The organism is Aeromonas sp. QDB68 (genome assembly GCF_027707405.1).
Taxonomy (GTDB): domain Bacteria; phylum Pseudomonadota; class Gammaproteobacteria; order Enterobacterales; family Aeromonadaceae; genus Aeromonas; species Aeromonas caviae.
Window position 1 is genome coordinate 21,905 of the sequence record NZ_JAPCIQ010000034.1, and the last position, 17,716, is coordinate 39,620.

General features: G+C 61.2%; 12 protein-coding genes. 6 read left to right on the forward strand and 6 right to left on the reverse strand.

Annotation, left to right across the window (positions count from 1 at the left end; all coding sequences use genetic code 11):
* Positions 1-141: 141 nt before the first annotated feature.
* Both PG892_RS11945 and pabB read right to left on the reverse strand, forming a co-directional pair.
* Positions 142-708, reverse strand: coding sequence for a CoA pyrophosphatase (locus PG892_RS11945; RefSeq protein ID WP_049636012.1), 567 nt, complete (start codon positions 706-708; stop codon positions 142-144).
* A gap of 43 nt (positions 709-751) precedes the next feature.
* Positions 752-2,122 carry an aminodeoxychorismate synthase component I gene (gene pabB / locus PG892_RS11950; RefSeq protein WP_052815759.1) on the reverse strand — a complete coding sequence of 457 codons (1,371 nt, stop codon included), beginning with the start codon at positions 2,120-2,122 and terminating at the stop codon, positions 752-754.
* A gap of 210 nt (positions 2,123-2,332) precedes the next feature.
* On the opposite strand from pabB, the gene PG892_RS11955 reads away from it, so the two are divergent.
* On the forward strand, positions 2,333-3,856 hold the full coding sequence (locus tag PG892_RS11955; RefSeq protein ID WP_010674897.1) for a fumarate hydratase: 1,524 nt from the start codon (positions 2,333-2,335) through the stop codon (positions 3,854-3,856).
* A gap of 251 nt (positions 3,857-4,107) precedes the next feature.
* On the opposite strand, the gene PG892_RS11960 is transcribed toward PG892_RS11955, so the two are convergent.
* On the reverse strand, positions 4,108-4,587 hold the full coding sequence (locus tag PG892_RS11960) for a cell division inhibitor (RefSeq protein WP_010674896.1): 480 nt from the start codon (positions 4,585-4,587) through the stop codon (positions 4,108-4,110).
* Between the two features lie 234 nt (positions 4,588-4,821).
* Between PG892_RS11960 and PG892_RS11965 the strand changes: the two genes are divergently transcribed.
* Positions 4,822-5,019, forward strand: a complete 198-nt coding sequence (locus PG892_RS11965) for a DUF4250 domain-containing protein (RefSeq protein ID WP_005323525.1) — start codon at positions 4,822-4,824, stop codon at positions 5,017-5,019.
* 393 nt (positions 5,020-5,412) lie between these two features.
* Complete coding sequence (locus PG892_RS11970) at positions 5,413-7,887, forward strand: glycogen/starch/alpha-glucan phosphorylase (protein WP_049636007.1); 2,475 nt, start codon at positions 5,413-5,415, stop codon at positions 7,885-7,887.
* Between the two features lie 64 nt (positions 7,888-7,951).
* On the opposite strand, the gene PG892_RS11975 is transcribed toward PG892_RS11970, so the two are convergent.
* The 3 genes from PG892_RS11975 to trxC all read right to left on the reverse strand — a co-directional run bounded on the left by PG892_RS11975 (position 7,952) and on the right by trxC (position 10,920).
* The gene (locus tag PG892_RS11975) at positions 7,952-8,518 is read right to left on the reverse strand and encodes a cytochrome b/b6 domain-containing protein (protein ID WP_010674894.1); all 567 of its coding nucleotides are present in this window, start codon (positions 8,516-8,518) and stop codon (positions 7,952-7,954) included.
* Positions 8,519-8,936: 418 nt separating this feature from the next.
* The gene (locus tag PG892_RS11980; protein WP_049636009.1) at positions 8,937-10,325 is read right to left on the reverse strand and encodes an SLC13 family permease; all 1,389 of its coding nucleotides are present in this window, start codon (positions 10,323-10,325) and stop codon (positions 8,937-8,939) included.
* A 154-nt stretch (positions 10,326-10,479) separates the two neighbouring features.
* Positions 10,480-10,920 carry a thioredoxin TrxC gene (gene trxC, locus PG892_RS11985; RefSeq protein ID WP_010674892.1) on the reverse strand — a complete coding sequence of 147 codons (441 nt, stop codon included), beginning with the start codon at positions 10,918-10,920 and terminating at the stop codon, positions 10,480-10,482.
* 153 nt (positions 10,921-11,073) lie between these two features.
* On the opposite strand from trxC, the gene PG892_RS11990 reads away from it, so the two are divergent.
* The 3 genes from PG892_RS11990 to PG892_RS12000 all read left to right on the forward strand — a co-directional run bounded on the left by PG892_RS11990 (position 11,074) and on the right by PG892_RS12000 (position 17,609).
* Positions 11,074-13,872, forward strand: a complete 2,799-nt coding sequence (locus tag PG892_RS11990) for a hybrid sensor histidine kinase/response regulator (RefSeq protein ID WP_049636010.1) — start codon at positions 11,074-11,076, stop codon at positions 13,870-13,872.
* Between the two features lie 139 nt (positions 13,873-14,011).
* On the forward strand, positions 14,012-15,748 hold the full coding sequence (locus PG892_RS11995; RefSeq protein WP_029314593.1) for an ABC transporter transmembrane domain-containing protein: 1,737 nt from the start codon (positions 14,012-14,014) through the stop codon (positions 15,746-15,748).
* Between the two features lie 109 nt (positions 15,749-15,857).
* A complete protein-coding gene (locus tag PG892_RS12000) occupies positions 15,858-17,609 on the forward strand; it encodes an ABC transporter transmembrane domain-containing protein (protein ID WP_049636011.1) in 1,752 nt (583 codons plus the stop codon).
* The last annotated feature ends 107 nt before the right edge of the window (positions 17,610-17,716 follow it).

Sequence of the window (17,716 nt, forward strand, 5' to 3'; positions counted from 1 at the left end):
AATTCACCTTTGTGCGGCTAAAACCCGTACTTTCTTGTAGAAATGTGATCAAAAGAATAAAAAATAAAAATTTATTTATCAAATGCAGTGTTATTTGAATGTTAGCTGGATAATTTCCCACCTCATCATGTTGTCGAAATGTTATGCCGAGATGTGTTGGGCAAGCTGGCGGATCATGCTGGCAGTGGCTCCCCAGATGAAAGATTGCTCCCAAGGGATCCAATAGATGGTGTGACGTCCGTCCGCCCTTGGCAGGCTCAGGGCTATGTGCTGCCCCGGATCCAGCACGTGGGCGAGGGGGACTTCGAAGGCCTGGGCCACCTCGTCCTGGCTCAGGGTCAGCCCGTAGCCTGGGTCGAGCATGGCGAGGACCGGCAGCACATCGTAGCGCGAGACGGTATTGAGAGGGGTGAGGCTGCCGATGATCCGGATCTGGGAGGGGGGAATGCCAAGCTCCTCCTCGGTTTCCCTGAGCGCGGTGTGAATGAGGTCCCGGTCTTCCGGGTCCTGGCGCCCGCCGGGAAAGCTGATCTGTCCCGGGTGGTGGCGCAGGGCGGCGCTGCGGCGCGTCAGCAGCAGGTGCAGGCCCTCGGGGCGCTCCACCAGGGGGATCAACACGGCAGCAGGTTTGAGCCCGGCCAGTGCCAGGCGATGGGCGGAGGCGGGGCGCTGCAGCAAAAAGCGGGTCAGCAGCTCGGCACTCGTCATCTCCATGGGTCTCCTTGTGTCGGCCCCGCAGGGCCGGATGGGATCAAAGGGCATCGAGCAGTGGCAGGATACGGGCCACCTTGTCGTAGGTTTCCTGATATTCGGCGTCGGGATCGGAGTCGGCGATGATGCCGCCCCCCGCCCAGCAGTGCAGCTGACCGGCTTCGACGATCAGGGTACGGATGCAGATGCTGGTATCCATCCTTCCGTGCTGACTCAGATAACCGATGCTGCCGCAGTAGGCATTGCGCCGCACCGGCTCCAGCTCCTCGATGATCTCCATCGCCCGGATCTTGGGAGCCCCTGTGATGGAGCCGCCGGGGAAGCAGGCCCGCAGCAGATCCACTTCTTGCCAGCGCGCATCCAGTTCTCCGTGAATGGTGGAGACCAGATGATGCACCGCCGGGAAGGATTCCACGGCAAAGAGATGCGGCACAGTGACCGATCCCGGCAGGCTCACCCGGCCGATGTCGTTGCGCAGCAGATCGACGATCATCAGGTTCTCCGATCTGTCCTTGTCGGCGCTGGCGAGTGACTCGGCCACCCTGGCATCCTGGGCGGGATCCGGGTGGCGAGGCCGGGTGCCCTTGATGGGCTTGGTCTCGATATGGCGCTTGTCGAGCAGCAGGAAACGCTCCGGGGAGAGGCTCAGAATGGCGCTGTGCGGCAGGCGGACAAAGGCGGAGAACGGCGCCTTGTTGGCGGCGCTCAGGGTTAGATAGGCGGACCATTCATCTCCCTGATAAGGGGCGCTGAAGCGCTGGGTCAGGTTGATTTGGTAACAATCCCCCGCCGCCAGATAGGCCTGGATACGGGCAAACTTGTCCCCGTATTCGGCCCGCGTCATGTTGCTCTGCCAGGGGCCGGTCAGGCGAAGGGGGAGGGTGGTTCGTTCGCGCTGCGCCATCAGCCAGTCGAGCCTGCGGGCGAGGCCGGCTTCATCACCCCAGTGGGCCAGTTGCCAGTGTCCCGTCGCGACATTTCGCAGCAGCGCCCAGTCGTAGATCCCGACCGCCATGTCGGGCACTTGGATGTCCTGTTGCGCCACTGCGGGCAGACGCTCGAATCGTCGGCCCAGATCGTAGCCAAAGAGTCCCAGGGCTCCCCCGATAAACGGCAATCCCGAGTCATCCTCAACGCGCTCCCCAAGCAGGGCTTGCTGGGTCTTGGCGAGCAGGGCGAGGGGATCGCCGTCATGATGGTGCTGGTGGTTATCCTGGGTGAGGCAGGTGCTGGTACCCCGGGTTTCCAGGGTGGCAAGCGGATCGGCGCTGATGATGTCAAAACCGTTGTCAGCCCCCAGGGGGCCGGCGGATTCCAGCAGGATGGCCCAGGGTTGGTGTTGCAGGCAGGCAAACCAGGTGTGGAGCGAGGCCTGCGGGTCGAAATGGTGGATATGCAGTCTTGGTTTCATTTTTTGTTACATAGGCAACAGTTTGCGCCCGGCTCCCTAGCCGGTTCGGGTGGTCAAGCGTATCATGGCCGCCGGCATTTTTAAGAAAAACACCGTTATAAAAACACGCCGCAGTCTGCCGGCTCCAGGTGCATTTGCCACCTGCCGAAGGCCCGGCTCATATGGAAGCCCTTGCTCGCGCAAGCGATAACAAGGACCAGTGAGGATGATATGAGCATCATTAGAAAACAGGACTTTATCGATTCCATTGCTGACGCCCTGCAGTACATCTCCTTCTACCACCCCCTCGATTTCGTGCAGGCCGCCAAGGCCGCCTATGACCGCGAGATCAACCCGGCCGCCAAAGATGCCCTGGCCCAGATTCTGATCAACTCCCGCATGTCTGCCGAAGGTCATCGCCCGCTCTGTCAGGACACCGGTATCGTCACCTGCTTCGTCAAGATCGGCATGCAGGTACAGTGGGACAGCGACATGACGGTCCAGGAGATGGTGGATGAGGGCACCCGCCGCGCCTATACCAATCCGGACAACCCGCTGCGCGCCTCCGTGCTGGCGGATCCGGCCGGCAGCCGCAAGAACACCAAAGACAATGCCCCCGCTGTCGTGCACATCGACATGATCCCGGGCAACAAGGTGGAAGTGAGTATCGCGGCCAAGGGCGGCGGCTCCGAAAACAAATCGAAGATGGTGATGCTCAATCCCTCCGACGACATCGTGGAGTGGGTGCTCAAGACGGTGCCGACCATGGGGGCTGGCTGGTGCCCGCCCGGCATGCTCGGCATCGGCATCGGCGGCACCGCCGAGAAGGCGGCGGTGCTCGCCAAGGAAGCTCTGATGGAGCACATAGACATCCAGGAGCTGATTGCCCGTGGTCCCGAGACCACCGAAGAGAAGCTGAGGGTCGAGCTCTATGACAAGGTCAACAAGCTCGGGATCGGTGCCCAGGGGCTGGGCGGCCTGACCACGGTGCTGGATGTGAAGGTGAAATCCGCACCGACCCACGCCGCCTCCAAGCCCGTGGTGATGATCCCCAACTGCGCCGCCACCCGTCACGTGCATTTCGAACTCGATGGCTCCGGCCCGGCGGAGCTGACACCCCCCAGGCTGGAAGACTGGCCGGAGATCACCCGTGAGTCCGGTGGCAATGTGCGCCGGGTCAACGTGGATGGCATCACCAAGGCAGAGCTTGCCAGCTGGAAGAGCGGTGATACCGTGCTGCTCTCCGGCAAGATCCTGACCGGCCGCGACGCCGCCCACAAGCGCATCGCCGACATGCTGAAAAAAGGTGAAGGACTGCCGGAAGGGGTCGATTTCACCAACCGCTTCATCTATTACGTGGGCCCGGTCGATGCGGTGCGTGACGAGGTGGTCGGCCCGGCTGGCCCCACCACGTCCACCCGGATGGACAAATTCACCGACATGATGCTGGGAGAAACCGGCCTTATCGGCATGATCGGCAAGTCCGAGCGCGGCCCCAAGACGGTCGAGAGCATCAAGCAGCACCAGGCTGTCTACCTGATGGCGGTGGGCGGCGCCGCCTATCTGGTAGCGAAAGCCATCAAGAAGGCGCGCGTGGTGGCCTTTGCCGATCTGGGGATGGAGGCCATCTACGAGTTCGAGGTGGAAGACATGCCGGTCACCGTGGCGGTCGACTCCCAGGGCAACAACATCCACGAGACCGGCCCGGCCTACTGGTCCGCCAAAATTGCCGAGCTGGAGACCAAGCTGGCTTGATCAATCGGACTTCGATGCAAACGGAGGGCGATTAGCCCCCGTACAGCAGCATGTTGAAAGGCGACCCTCGGGTCGCCTTTTTTTGCGGGCCCCATTTGACGGTCTGGGCCTGAGCAAATTTACTGCTGCTGTGCTGCTGTGCTGCTGTGCTGCTGTGCTGCTTTGTCTTTGTCGCCATGGCATCCCGGGTCGGAAGCCTGGATAACCCGGTGGGCAATGCCGGCGCATTGGCTGTCACGCCGAAGGGGCGATCAGTGGTTCAGGTAGATATCCTGGCCGCCGTAGCTCAGTGCCCCACCCAGAGGGGTTGCGGGCTCGAAGAAGCGGGTCAGGACACCGGCACGCTGGCCCAGGGTGCTCAATGTGCTCCGGTCCAGGGCGACCTGTTCGGGCAGCCAGGTCAGCACGGCGGCGCAGTGACCATTGATCAGGCTCTGCTCCAGCAGGCGCTGCCAATTCTTGATCTTGGGGGCGTGCACGACAAGCACCCTGGCAGGATTGATCCCTCTGGCCTGCAATTGCGCGGCGGCGGGCAGACCGGGCGGGGCGACGAGCAGGATCCAGCCACTGTCAGACTGACTCAGTTGCCCCAGGGCATCCAGCAGCGGCGCTTCCTGATGGAGAGGGCCGCGCCGCTGCTCTTGTCCCATCTTGCTCTGATGACGAGTGGGCCAGGTGGTGATCAGACCGGCAGAGGAGGAGGGGGGGCAAAGATTCAGGGGCTGGCTCATATGTCGTTCCTGTATGAATAACCATGCTGTATGCGCATACAGTAGTTCTGTTCGCAAGGAGTGACAAGTCATTTGTGGCTAAAAGTGTGAGCCGATTAACAGGAGATGACTTTAACTACATGATTAAAAAGGATATTTATATCTTCCTTATACAGGGTGTTTTTTAACCTGTAGACAAACTTCGGGTCGGCGCTCATGGTTATACAGTCCTGTATAGGGAGAGGAGGGAGCGAGATGGACGTTAGTACCTTGCAACGACTGGATGCGAACATTCTGCTCGGGATCATCAACGAGAAGCTGCGGCTGGAGTGTGATGGTCTGGAAGAGCTGCTGGCTTACTACGACATGACAGAAGATCAGCTGGCTACCCGTCTGCAACAGATCGGGTATCACTACGACCCTATGAGCAATCAGTTCAAGGCACATGGTTAATTGAAATCAAAGGGTGCTCCGATTGGGGCATCCTTTTTATTACCTGACGAGGGGGTGTGAATTGAAAGCGCTTTCAATTTCTCCCTAGTCGGCGGTTATTTTCACGTATTTTCAGTCACAGGCAATCATTGAAAACCTATTCATGAAACTATCTTTTTTGTTTTCTTATATCACTATGATTTAAAACGAAATTTATATTTCATTCAGGCTGGCTCAAGGAAAGGGTTTTCATGGTGAAACTGTCATTTTTATGCGTTAAAGTGTGACTCACGTTAACTTTTAAACCCTTGGCTTTAGCTAGTATGCCCCCGCCGGAGCATATTCTGAGATAACAACAGCGCCGGTCCACCCGATGGGATGACATTTTTTATTTGTAACGAAGGAAAATGGTTTATGGCTACCAAGAAGAAGACAGACCAGGATCTCCAACTGGATAAAGATCAGCTCAAGGCGAGTATCGTGCGTCACCTGCGTTCTACCTTGGGTACAAGCGAACAGAAAGCCTCTCCGGATGCCTGGTGGAAAGCGACCGCTGCCGCCGTCAATGAACAGGTGTACGAGCGCCTGACCCGTACTCAGCAGGCTCACTTCAAGAAAGATACTCGTGCGATTCACTATCTCTCTGCTGAATTTTTGATGGGGCGTTTGACCTCCAACAACCTGCACAACCTCTCCCTCTACAAAGTCTGTGAAGAGGCGCTGGGTGAACTTGGTCTGGAACTGACCGATCTGTGTGAACAAGAGCCTGACATGGCCCTTGGCAACGGCGGCCTGGGTCGTCTGGCTGCCTGCTTCATCGATTCCCTGGCCACTCTGAACTACCCGGCGGTGGGCTATGGCATCCACTACGAGCACGGCCTGTTCCGTCAGGAAATTCAGGATGGCCGTCAGATCGAGCGTCCGGACTCCTGGCGCGAATATGGCAACCCCTGGGAGATCTGCCGCCCGGAATCGGTGCAGGAGATCCCGCTCTACGGCTACGTGGAGACCGTCTTTGGTGACAAGGGTGGCCTGAAGAAGGTGTGGCACGCCGGTCGCAAGATCAAAGGGGTGCCCTGGGACATTCCGGTGGTCGGCTTCGGTGGTCACACCGTCAACATCCTGCGTCTGTGGGAATCCCGCGCCTCCGAGTTCTTCGACTGGGACGTGTTCAACGCCGGTGGTTATATCGACTCCCAGGCCGAGAAGGCCCAGGCCGAGACCATCTCCAAGGTGCTCTACCCGAACGATGAGACCGACGCCGGCAAGGAGCTGCGCCTGATCCAGCAGTACTTCTTCTGCGCCTGCTCCATCAAGGACATCATGCGTCGCTACAAGCGGGTGCATGGCAGTGACTTCAGCAACTTTGCCGCGCAAATCGCCATCCAGCTCAACGATACCCACCCCACCGTGGCCATCCCCGAGCTGATGCGCGTGCTGGTGGACGAAGAGGGGCTGAACTGGGATACCGCCTGGGGCATCTGCTATCAGGTCTTCTCCTACACCAACCACACCCTGCTGCCGGAAGCGCTGGAGAAGTGGTCCGTCAGCCTGTTCGAGAAGGTACTGCCCCGTCACCTCGAGATCATTTATGAAATCAACGCCCGCTTCCTGAACGAGCTGGTGGAGCCCAAGTGGCCGGGCAACGATGCCATCAAGGCCAAGCTCTCCATCATCGAAGAGGGTGACGTGCGCAAGGTGCGTATGGGCAACCTGTGCGTCATCGGCTCCTCCAAGGTGAACGGCGTGGCCGAGATCCACTCCAAGCTGGTGAAGGAAGATCTCTTCCCCGAGTATGCCGAGCTGTGGCCCGAGAAGATGTGCAACGTCACCAATGGTGTGACTCCCCGTCGCTGGCTGCTGGCCTGCAACCCGGAACTGGCCGAACTCTACAACGAGGTGGTGGGCAAGGAGTGGCCGCTGCAACTGGACAAGCTGCGCAGCGTGGTGAAGTTTGCCGACGACAAGGCGTTCCAGCAGCAGTTCATGACCATCAAGCGCCACAACAAGGAGAAGCTGGTCAAGGTCATCAAGGCGGAAACCGGCATCGACGTGAGCGCGGAGGCGATCTTCGACGTCCAGATCAAGCGTCTGCACGAGTACAAGCGCCAGCAACTGAACCTCATCCACATCATGGCGCTCTACCGTCGCCTGCTGGCGAACCCGGACTATGACATGCATCCGCGGGTGTTCATCTTCGGCTCCAAGGCGGCGCCCGGCTACAAGCTGGCCAAGGACATCATCTACGCCATCAACAAGCTGGCGGAGCGGGTCAACAACGACGCCCGTATTCAGGGCAAGCTGAAAGTGGTGTTCATGCCGAACTACCGCGTGAGCCTTGCCGAGAAGCTGATCCCGGCGGCGGATGTCTCCGAGCAGATCTCCACCGCAGGTTACGAAGCATCCGGTACCGGCAACATGAAGATGGCGCTGAACGGTGCCATCACCATCGGGACGCTGGATGGAGCCAACATCGAGATCGCCGAAGAGGCGGGTGCCGAGAACTGCGCCATCTTCGGTCTGAATGTGGACGAGGTGAAGTCCCTGAAGGTGCGCGGCTACAACCCGTATGACTTCTACTACGACAACTCCGAGCTGAAAGCCGTGCTGGACTGGTTTGATACCGACTACTTCACGCCGGGTCGTCCGGGTGAGCTGGCCTCCATCAAGCGCTCCTTGCTGGAAGGGGGAGACCCTTACCTGACACTGGCGGATTTCGAGTCCTACTCCGAGGCGCACAAGCTGATCGATGCCTGGTACCGGGATCCGGCCCTGTGGGCGAAGAAAGCCATCATCAACTCTGCCACCATGGGCAAGTTCAACTCCGACCGCTCCATCCAGGATTACGTAGACCGTATCTGGAAACTGACGAGCTGCAGCGTCGGCTGATGTCTGCTCCTGTGAAAAACCCCGCGATGCGGGGTTTTTTTTCATCTGTCGGGCTGAGGGAGGCTCAGGGCCTGTCGACCACCCGGGTGTCCGCCGGCACCCGTTTCTTGCCGGTGATCATCGCCCTGACGAGATCACCCCGTACCAGACGATCCAGGGCGATGACGGCCAGTACATGGACGAAGATGGCCACCTGCAGCCCCTTGGCAAAGAACTCGTGGATCTCTTCCATGCGATGGGTGCCGGAGAGCGGCCCGTATTCGGTCATGATCCCGCTGGCGGCGGTGCCGACAAGGCAGGTCAACAGCAGCAGTATCATCAAGGACCCCAAAGGATTTTGACCGGCGTAGTAGGGGTGGCGCCCCTTGATCGTCTCCTTGAGATAGGTGATGACGCCGGTCGGTGTCGGCAGCCACTGGGCGAAGCGGGCATGATAGGAGCCGATGAATCCCCATACGATGCGCAGTGCCAGCAGTCCGGCCAGCGCATATCCCGCATAGCGGTGGTTGCGCGCCCCCTCTTCAAGGATGAAGAGATTCAGCACGCACAACAGCACAGTGGCCCAGTGAAATACCCTAACCACCGGATCCCATACCTTGATTTCACGGTTGTTCTGCATCGTCTTACCCATGAGGTGATCCCCTTGTCGTGATGTCCATGATCATCGCCATCGTCAGCCATGGCTGCGTGATGGCCGTTGTCAGCATCATGGAGGCGATTTCTTAAGTGCAAGTTAATGTCGCCGTGATGTCGCGGGTAGGGAGTGCGGTGGTTTCGGGGCGAGAAAAAGCCCCGGCGATGCGGCAATGCTGTTCAGATAAGCACATTTTTGACTAATTATTCATAAATGCGACTTGAGTTGGGGGAGCAAGGCTGTTTCCAGTCGATGTTCCTTCAGCCTTTATCCAGCGTGGCTTGCAATAGAAAGAGGGAGGCATCATGCCTCCCTCATTTTTTAGCCCTGATACTACGTGGACTGGAACTCAAATTCTCTTAAGTGAACAGCATTGCGGCGATGCGGGGCTTGGAGGGGCATTAGGGGGCGAACCTCAGTGGAGGATATCCCCCATGAAATAGGCCAGCATGGTCAGGATGACGGTGAACACCAGGTTCAGTACCAGGCCGGCCCGCATCATCTCCCGCTGCTGGATATGGCCGCTGGCGAAGACGATGGCGTTGGGAGGCGTTGCCACCGGCAGCATGAAGGCACAGGAGGCGCCGACGGCGATCAGCACGGAGACCACGATGGGGGAGACCCCCAGTGCCTCGGCCACCCCGGCGAACAGCGGCACCAGCAGCGCGGCAGTGGCGGTGTTGGAGACCAGCTCGGTCAGGAACACCACGAAGGCGGCCAGGCAGAGCAGGATCACGAAGATGGGCATGGAGGAGAGGCCGCTGGAGAGGTGCTCCGCCAGGAAGGCGTTGGCCCCGGTCTGCTTGAGGATGGCGCTCAAGGTGAGACCACCCCCGAACAGCAGCAGCACGCCCCAGTCGGTGTTCTGGTTGATGTCATCCCAGCTGGCGACGCGGCTGACGGCGATGGCCAGGATGGCGCCCATGGCGATCAGGGTATCGAACTGGGGAATGCCGCCCAGCGCCTTGGCAAGAGGCTGGGATCCAATCCACAGCAGCACCGTGGTCAGGAAGATGACCAGGGTCACTTTGCGCTGACCTGTCCACTCGATGGTGACCTGCTCGGTGCTGACCTGGTGGGAGAGATTGGGACGGGTCACCCAGTAGAGCAGGCCGATGCCTACCGGCATGAAGATGATCACCACGGGGATGCCGAACTCCAGCCAGTCGGTGAAGCCCAAGCCCATCTGGGCGGCGGCGATGGCATTGGGGGGGCTGCCCACCAGTGTGCCGATGCCACCGATGCTGGCGCTATAGGCGACGCCAAGCAGCACGAAGACAAGGGTGCGGCGCTCCTTGTGAACGTCCAGCCCTTTCAGCATGCCGAGGGCCAGCGGCATCATCATGGCCGCGGTTGCGGTGTTGCTGATCCACATGGAGAGGGCGGCCGTGATGGTGAAGAGCACGATGGAAGCCCAGCCCAGGTGTCCCTTGGCGAGCTGCATCACCTTGCCGGCGATCTGGGTGTCGAGTCCCTGCTTGGAGAGGGCTGCAGCGAGGGCAAAGCCGCCAAAGAAGAGGAACAGGACGGGGTTGGCAAAGTCGGTCAGCGACTTGCTCATGTCGAACACCCCGAGCAGGGTGGCGAGCACCGGGATGGAGATGGCAGTGATGGTGATGTTCACCGCCTCGGTCAGCCAGAGGATGGCGATGAAGATTAGGATGGCCAGCCCCTTGTTGACCATGGGGTCAAACGGGAGCCATGCCAGCATGGCGCAGAGCAGGAGCAGATCCAGGATGACGATCCCGGACTTGATGTCCAGCCAGCGTGAGGGGGGAGTCGGAGGTACAGCCGATGTGTGCATAACGTTCTCTCGGTTAATTTATGGTTGTTGTTGTGATGCCGAGGTTACATATATCCCCCTGTTTGAAACAGGGGGATATGGTCAAATCATGTGGCGACTCACAGAGTCAAGTGAAGATGGATCTTCAATCAAACAGAAATGAAACATTTTATTTTCATTTGACAGGGGAGGTGAAGGAGAGCAGCCACTCCTTGAACAGGCTCTTGGGCAGGGAGCCGCTGCGCTGTGCCAGGATCTCCCCCCGCTGGAAGACCATCAGGGTAGGAATGCTGCGAATGCCATAGCGACCTGCGATGGCGGCCTCCTGCTCGGTATCGAGTTTCACGAAGCGAAGGCGGGGCTCAAGCTCCCGGGCGACCTCCTGAAAGACGGGGGCAAACTGCAGGCAGGGGCCACACCAGCTTGCCCAAAAGTCCACCACCACCGGGATGTCGGACTGGATCAGGGCATCGAAGCTGGCCTGACGCCCCGCCACCGGGGTTTGTTCGAAGAGGGCGTGACGGCAGCGGCCACACTTCGCGTTTGAGTCTGCTTTTTCGACAGGCAGGCGGTTGCGGGTAAAGCATTGGCTACAATAGGTGGTGACAAGTGACATAATTGCTTCCTTATTTCATGGCCCGGCAACATCTTTATTGCAATCAGAGCGCCGACTAACGGTAACATAGCACTCAGTGGTTTTTCACAGTTGGCCTCCGGCCGTGACCTGATGTCACCGGATGGCCGACCATGACATGAGAATCGAGACGGGATGAAGAGTGTTGCACGGGGCAATCGTGTTGTCTTTGGCCTTATCATCGTATCGCTGGTGGGCTTTTCTGCCTATTGCTGGCAGTTGCTCAGCCAGCAGCAGCGTGCCTTCGATTTGAGCGTGGCGGCTGAGATGGTGCTCAATCGGGTCAATACCGATACCGTCTATCTGCTGGGGCGCGAGAAGGCCAGCGATGGCAGCGTACAGCAACGTCTGAGCCTGCTTTCCAGTCACCTGGACAGGTTCGTCAGGCTGGTGCACGAGGATCCGGAGTCGGTGGACGACCCCGGCTCCCAGGCGTTGCAGCGGGACATCGACGGTTATCTGCTGGATCTCGCCAGGCTTTACACCATGGAGATGACCATCGAGTATCTGGCTCCCCGCTTCCAGGGCCAGCTCAAGGCGTTGCAAGGCACCCTGCCGGTCGGTGAGGCGCAGTACCGCGACCTTACCGAACTCATGCGCCTGCACCACTACCTCCGACGCAGCTGGGATCAGAACGAGCAGCGGCAACTGTTGCAACTCCAGCAGCACCTGCTTGACCGCTATGGCGAGCAGCCGAGGGTCACGGCCCTCGTCCGGCTGGGCCAGGAGTTCAATCAGCAGGTGATGGAGTACCATCGCCTGCGCAATCAGGTGGTGGAGATGAAGGGGCTGAGCTCACTGCCCGCCTGGAAGCAGAGCAAGCTGGAGCGGGCCTCCTCCCTCAAGAGCCGCTTCTACCTGATGGTGCTGGGGGGGGCGCTGCTCTGCTTCTCGCTGGTGGCCGCGACCCTGTGGCGTCGCAACCAGAAGCTGAGCGAGCTCTCTCGCCATGCCGCGCTGCTGGCCCAGGCCAAGAGCGACTTCCTGGCCAACATGAGCCACGAGATCCGCACCCCCATGAATGCCATCATCGGCTTCAGCGCCCTGGCACTGCAAACCAGTCTGGATCCCCAGCAGCGGGACTATCTCAACAAGATCAGATCCTCGTCGGACACCTTGCTGCTGCTCATCAACGACATTCTGGATCTCACCAAGGTGGAGTCCGGCAAGTTGACCTTGGAGGAGATCGACTTCGATCTCAGCGAGCAGCTCGACTCCCTCGCCGCCATGTTCGCGGATCTGGCGGAGCGCAAGCACATCGAGGTCATCATCAACAAGTCTCCCGCCGTGCCCGACTTTCTGCGCGGGGATCCGCTGCGCCTCGGTCAGGTACTGGTCAACCTGGTGAACAATGCCATCAAGTTCACCGAGCGGGGCGAGGTGGAGGTGGCCATCACCCTCACCAGCCAGCATCCCATGCGGGTCTGTTTCAGCGTGCGGGATACCGGCATCGGCATCGCCCCGGAGAAGCAGGCCCAGCTGTTCCAGCCCTTTACCCAGCTGGAGGCGGGCAATACCCGCAAATATGGCGGCTCCGGGCTTGGCCTCAACATCTCCCAGCGCCTGGTGGGGCTGATGGGCGGGGAGATCACCGTGCAGAGCAAACCCGGGGTGGGCTCCACCTTCCTGTTCGAGATCCCCATCTCCCAAGCGGTGTACGGGGTCTCGGGGCGCCGGGTCTTCTTCGATCACCAGCCCCTGATCCTGATGATGGATGACAATGAGCTGGTGCTGGAACTGGCCAAGGACATCCTGGGGCGGGCGGGGGCGTCCGTCATCACGGTCAACAGCCTCTCCCGCGCCCGTCAGGTGCTGCGTGAAGAGGGGCATCACATCCGCCTCGCCATCCTCGACTGGCGCATGGGTCAGGAGGATGGCCTGGACTTGGCCCTCGAGATGTACCAGCACAGCCAGTGGCGGCGCCTGCCTGTCCTGATGACCAGCGCCTGGTCCAGGGAGGGGCTGCACGGGCGGATGGAAAGCATGGGACTGACCCACTTCCTGGCCAAGCCCATGACCGAAAACGCCTTGCTGGCCAAGGTGGACGAACTGCTCAACGGCAGCTCCCATGACAGCAAGGTCCGCCAGGCGGAGGCACAGGGGGATCAGCAGCAGTTCCGGGAGCTGCTGCGTGGTACCCGGGTGCTGCTGGCCGAGGACAACCGGGTCAACCAGCAGCTCATTCTGGAGTACCTGCGCCGGGTGGAGGCCAAGGTCACCGTGGTGGACAACGGCCGCGAGGCGGTGGAGCAGGTGGCGGAGCAGCCGTTCGACGTCATCCTGATGGATCTGCAGATGCCGGTGCTGGACGGGCTGGATGCCACCCGCCAGATCCGCAAGATGGTGGACAAGCATGATGTGCCCATCATCGCCCTCACCGCCAGCGCCATGCCGGGGGACAGGGAGCGCTGCCTTGGCGTCGGCATGAACGGCTATGTCACCAAGCCGGTGAGCAAGCTCGATCTCTACAACAACCTGCTGCAATGGGTGAAGAGCAGCGGCGGGGAGCCCAAGGTGCCCATCGAGGTCAAGCCGCCGGCCCTCATGGGCGTGCTGGATCTGGAGGATGCCCTGCGCCGGCTGGAGCATGACAGGGAGGCGCTGCAGATCCTCTTCAAGCTGTTCCTCTCCGAGCACAAGGACGATCTGTGGGACATCCGCACCGCCCTGCGTCGCCAGCAGCCCGAAGTGGCGTGCCGCTTGCTGCATACCCTGAAGGGGGTCTCGGCCAACATCTCCGCTTCCCGCCTGCAACTGCTGGCCGGGGAACTGGAGTGGCGGCTGCGGCTGCAGGAGGAGCTGAGCGAGGGGGAGCTCAACCAGTTGCAGCAGGTCTTTACCCAGACCCGGGAGGAGGTCTCCCACTTCCTGCTCACCGGGGAGCAGCAGGAGTCGGTCGCTTTCCCGTTTTCGCCCCCCGACAAGCGGCTCTGAGGGAGGGCAAGATAGCAATCGTTCTCAAGTCACCCGCTTCAGGCTATGATGACCCACTCGTTCGCCCCCGCCAGGGGGCGATTGTATTGAGCTTCTCTTCATGATCACGCGGCAGCGCGCCGCGACCAAGGACTTCTCTGTGAGCGTATTTTTGCGGCTTGGCTGGTTTTTCAAGGATCAGTGGCGGCGTTATCTGGTGGCCATCTCCCTGCTGATGCTGGTGGCCCTGTTTACCGTGATCCCCCCCAAGGTGGTGGGCTGGGTGGTGGATGGCATCGCCAAGGGTGACCTGGACAGCGGCACCCTGACCGGCTATCTGGCGGGGCTTTTTGGCCTGGGACTGCTTATCTACCTGCTGCGCTACGTGTGGCGGGTCATGCTGTTCGGTGCCTCCTACCGGCTCGCCTACGTGCTGCGCAACCGGCTGTTCAGCCACTTCACCCGCATGAGCCCGGATTTCTACCAGCGCCACCGCACCGGTGATCTGATGGCCCACGCCACCAACGACATCCAGGCGGTGGAGATGACCGCAGGGGAAGGGGTACTGACCCTGGTGGACTCCTTCATCGTCGGCATCCTGGTGCTCTCCATCATGTGCAGCCAGTACTCCTGGCAGCTGACCCTGCTCTCCCTGCTGCCCCTGCCGGTGATGGCCTTCTTCATGAACCGCTTCGGGACCCAGATCTACAAGGAGTTCAAGGCGGCTCAGGGGGCCTTCTCCCGCCTCAACAACAAGACCCAGGAGGCCCTCTCCGGGGTGCGGGTGCTCAAATCCTACGCGGTCGAATCCCTAGAGGACGAGGGCTTTGCCGAGCTGACCCGTCAGGCGGGGGAGCGCAACATGGCGGTGGCCCGCATCGACGCCAAGTTCGACCCCGTGATTTACCTGTGCATCGGCTGCTCCTATTTTCTGGCTGTCGCAGGGGGCAGCGCCCTGGTGCTGCAAGACAAGCTGACTCTGGGGGAGCTCACCAGCTTCACCATGTACCTCGGCCAGCTCATCTGGCCCATGTTCGCCATCGCCTGGCTGTTCAACATCATCGAGCGGGGCAGCGCCGCCTACTCGCGCATCGAAAGCCTGCTGGGGGAGCACAGCGACATCGAGGAGCCGGCCCATCCCATGGCGCTGGCCTCGGCCTTTCCCCTGCGGGTGCTGGGGCTGGGCTACCGGCTGGAGCAGCGCACCCTGTTGCAGGGGGTGGATGTCACCCTGCAGGCTGGCGCCATGCTGGGGATAGTGGGACGCACCGGGGCAGGCAAGAGCTCCCTGCTCAAGCTGCTGATGCGCCTGGCCAACCCCACGGCCGGGGAGATCCGCATGGGGGAGGTGCCCATCTCGCAACTGTCGCTGGGTGAGCTGCGCAGCCAGTTTGCCTATGTGCCCCAGGAGCCGTTTCTGTTCTCCACCACCATCGCGGCCAACATCGCCCTGGGCCGCCCCGAGGCGAGCCGGGAGGAGATTGAGCGGGTGGCGCGCATCGCCTGCGTTCACGACGACATCAGTCGCTTCCCCAAAGGGTATGAAACCGAGGTGGGAGAGAAGGGGGTGACCCTCTCCGGCGGTCAGAAGCAGCGTCTGGCCATCGCCCGCGCCCTGCTGCTGGATGCCCCTATCCTGGTGCTGGATGACGCCCTCTCGGCGGTGGATGCCCACACCGAGCAGCAGATCCTGCTGGCCCTCAAGGTCCACAAGCGCACCCTGGTGCTGGTGAGCCACCGCATGACGGCGGTGGAGCAGGCGGACGAGATCCTGGTGCTGGAACAGGGCGCGATCAGCGAGCGGGGCCGTCACGAGACCCTGATGGCCAGGAACGGCTGGTACGCGGACATGGTCCGCTACCAGCGCCTGGAGCAGGACGTGGAGGAGAGCCTGTGAACAGGATGACAAGGCCCCTGGTTTCCTTCACCCCCCGCCCGGCTCCCGCGAGCGGAGAGGGGAGCAAAGAGAGTCAATTCCCGTGGAACGTTGCGCTGGAGGCAAGTCTGTGAATCCAACCATCAAACGGCTGCTCGCCTACTGCGCCAGCTACCCCCGCTGGCTGGTGCAGGCGGGCATCTGCCTGCTGCTCGCCACCGGCGCCGAGGTGGCGGGTCCCTTGCTCATCAAGCTCTTCATCGATGACTACCTGGCGCCGCGCCGGCTGGAGTGGGGCATCATCGCCGCCCTTGCCGCCGGTTATCTGGGGTTGCAGGTGTTGTCGGCGGCCGGCTTCTACCTGCAATCCCTGCGCTTCAACCGCATCGCCCAGGCGGTGGTGCAGCGTCTGCGCGAGCAGGTGTTCGCCACCGCCATCCGCCTGCCTGCCCGCTATTTCGACAAGCACCGCTCGGGCTCCCTCATCTCCCGCATCACCAACGACACCGAGGCGATCATGAACCTCTATGTCCAGGTGATAGGGCTCCTGGTGCAAAAAGTGGTGCTCCTGTGCGGCATCCTGCTCTCCATGGCGCTGCTGGACTTTCACCTGATGCTGGTGTGCGCCACCCTGCTGCCGGCGGTGGGGGCCGTGATGTGGCTCTACCAGAAACTGAGCGTGCCCGTGGTGCGGGCGACCCGATCCTTGCTCTCCGACATCAACAGCCGTCTCAACGAGTCGTTGCAGGGGATGCCGGTGATCCAGGCCATGGTACAGGAGCGCCACTTCGCCATTGCTTTTGCGGGGGTGAACCAGCAGCACTGGCAGGCGCGGATCAAGAGCCTCAAGATCAACGGCATCCTGCTGCGCCCCCTCATCGATCTCTTCTACATGATGGTGCTCATCGGTCTGCTGGCCCTGTTTGCCCACGAGGGGCTGAGCACGGCGGGGGCCATTCAGGTGGGGGTGCTTTACGCCTTCATCAGCTATCTGGGGCGGATGATCGAGCCCCTCATCGAGATGACCAACCAGCTCAACCAGTTGCAGCAGGCCATGGTGGCGGGGGAGCGGGTATTCGCCCTGCTCGATGAAACCCGCGAGAGCACCGACGGGGAGGTGCGCCCCCTGGAGGGACGGGTACGCTTCGACGGGGTGGGCTTCTCCTACGACGGGGAGCAGCAGGTGCTGCAAGATGTGAGCTTTGCCACCCGGCCGGGCCAGATGCTGGCGCTGGTGGGCCACACCGGCAGCGGCAAGTCCACCATCATCAGCCTGCTGATGGGTTTCTACCCCCTGGATCGGGGGAGCATCCACTTCGATGATCACCCCATGAACGGCCTGGCTCTCTCGGCGGTGCGCCGCAGCATCGGCCTGGTGCAGCAGGATCCTTTCATCTTCGTCGGCACCCTGGCCGAGAACCTGCGCCTTGGGCGTGACGGCATCGAGGATGGGCGGCTCTGGCAGGCCCTGGAGGAGGTGCAGCTGGCCGATTTCGTGCGCCGCCTGCCCGATGGCCTGGCCACCCTGATGGAGGAGGGGGGCAAGAACCTCTCCGCTGGCCAGCGCCAGCTGCTCTCCTTTGCTCGCGCCCTGGTGGGGGATCCGCGCATCCTCATCCTGGACGAGGCGACCGCGAGCGTGGACTCCCAGACCGAGCTCGCCCTCTCCCAGGCGCTCTCGGCGGCACGCCGTGGCCGCACCACCATCGCCATCGCCCACCGTCTCTCCACCATTGTGGATGCCGATGAAATCCTGCTGCTCTCCCGCGGGTGGGTGAGCGAGCGCGGCACCCACGGCGAGCTGATGGCGCTGGGGGGGCATTATGCCCAGCTGTTCGAGATGCAGAGCCAGGGGGCCTGGCTTGAAGAGAAACGGGCCTGAGGCCCACCTAAAAAAACAGCCGGCATCTGCCGCAATGCTGATCAGTTAAGGATCCATTGACCGATCCTTCTGCTGTAGGACAATCCGGAACCAATCACTGGTTCCGG

Excerpts from the sequence above, each read along its gene's own strand:
- PG892_RS11970 (WP_049636007.1), top strand. The coding sequence starts at position 5,413 with ATGGCTACCAAGAAGAAGACAGACCAGGATCTCCAACTGGATAAAGAT.
- PG892_RS11980 (WP_049636009.1), bottom strand. The coding sequence starts at position 10,325 with ATGCACACATCGGCTGTACCTCCGACTCCCCCCTCACGCTGGCTGGAC.
- PG892_RS11945 (WP_049636012.1), bottom strand. The coding sequence starts at position 708 with ATGACGAGTGCCGAGCTGCTGACCCGCTTTTTGCTGCAGCGCCCCGCC.
- PG892_RS11990 (WP_049636010.1), top strand. The coding sequence starts at position 11,074 with ATGAAGAGTGTTGCACGGGGCAATCGTGTTGTCTTTGGCCTTATCATC.
- PG892_RS11960 (WP_010674896.1), bottom strand. The coding sequence starts at position 4,587 with ATGAGCCAGCCCCTGAATCTTTGCCCCCCCTCCTCCTCTGCCGGTCTG.
- trxC (WP_010674892.1), bottom strand. The coding sequence starts at position 10,920 with ATGTCACTTGTCACCACCTATTGTAGCCAATGCTTTACCCGCAACCGC.
- PG892_RS11965 (WP_005323525.1), top strand. The coding sequence starts at position 4,822 with ATGGACGTTAGTACCTTGCAACGACTGGATGCGAACATTCTGCTCGGG.
- PG892_RS11975 (WP_010674894.1), bottom strand. The coding sequence starts at position 8,518 with ATGGGTAAGACGATGCAGAACAACCGTGAAATCAAGGTATGGGATCCG.
- pabB (WP_052815759.1), bottom strand. The coding sequence starts at position 2,122 with ATGAAACCAAGACTGCATATCCACCATTTCGACCCGCAGGCCTCGCTC.
- PG892_RS11955 (WP_010674897.1), top strand. The coding sequence starts at position 2,333 with ATGAGCATCATTAGAAAACAGGACTTTATCGATTCCATTGCTGACGCC.